The following is a 1,248-nucleotide window of genomic DNA, read 5'->3' on the forward strand; positions in this document are numbered from 1 at the left end:
GGCGGATTCAATCGGTCGTCGCAACACCCTGAACTGGAGGTGTTGCATGGGGAGATCAGCGGGGTGGATGACGACGCGCACGGGACGTCCGGCAATGCGGTCGCCGGGGCGGCCTCCGATCCGTCGGGACGTGGAGCGAGCGTTCTGGAAGAAGATCGCCGAAGGGTTGACCAGCGAGGATGCCGCCCTGGCTTGCGGCGTGTCGGGACCGGTTGGGTCTCGGTGGTTCCGCGAGAGTGGCGGCATGCCGTTGATCGAGCTCAGTCCGCCGTCAGGCAGGTACCTGTCGTTCACCGAGCGCGAGGAGATCGCCCTGCTCAAGGCTCAACACAAGGGGGTTCGGGAGATCGCGCGCTGTCTGGGCCGGTCGCCATCGACCATCTCGCGGGAACTGCGGCGCAATGCCGCCACGCGGGGTGGCCGCCTGGACTACCGGGCATCGATCGCGCAGTGGAAAGCCGAGCTGATGGCGCGGCGCCCCAAGACGCCGAAACTGGTGGCCAATGACCAATTACGGGAGTACGTGCAGGCCCGGTTGGCCGGTCAACTCCAGGGTCCGGACGGCAAATCGGTAACTGGTCCACAGCCCTCAGTCTGGAAGGGTCGTAACAAGCCCCGGCGTCAAGACCGCCTGTGGGCACTGTCGTGGAGTCCTGAGCAGATCTCCAACCGGCTCAAGGCGGACTTCCCCGATGATGAGTCCATGCGCATCTCGCACGAGGCGATTTACCAGGCCCTGTTCGTTCAAGGCCGTGGAGCGCTCAACCGCGAGCTGGTCGCCTGCCTGCGCACAGGTCGTGCGCTGCGTGTCCCACGCGCCCGCAGCCGGCGTCAAACCAGCGGCCACGTCACGCCGGACATGGTGATCAGTCAGCGGCCCGCTGAGGTGGAGGACCGCGCCGTCCCAGGCCATTGGGAAGGCGACCTCATCATCGGCGCCGACCGCTCCGCGATCGGGACTCTGGTGGAGCGCACGACCCGGTTCACCCTGCTGTTGCACCTGCCTCGGATGGAGGGCTACGGCACGCAGGAGCGCGTGAAGAACGGCCCGGCGCTGGCCGGCCGCGGCGCTGAAGCCGTGAGGGACGCGATCATCAAAGAGCTCACCGGGTTGCCCGAGCAGCTACGCCGTTCGCTGACCTGGGATCGTGGAACGGAGCTGGCCCAGCATGCGCAACTGCGCATCGACACCGGCTTGCGGGTCTATTTCGCCGATCCTCATAGCCCTTGGCAGCGTGGCACCAACGA

The 1,248-nt window shown here is 66.7% G+C and carries 1 protein-coding gene; it reads left to right on the plus strand.

The features are described 5' to 3' along the window. Positions 1-67 precede the first annotated feature (67 nt). Positions 68-1,248, plus strand: a 1,181-nt coding sequence (locus AB0I15_RS66900) for an IS30 family transposase (protein WP_358121228.1), incomplete at its 3' end; no start/stop codon positions are given.

It is taken from the genome of Nonomuraea sp. NPDC050643, assembly GCF_040654715.1.
Taxonomy (GTDB): Bacteria; Actinomycetota; Actinomycetes; order Streptosporangiales; family Streptosporangiaceae; genus Nonomuraea.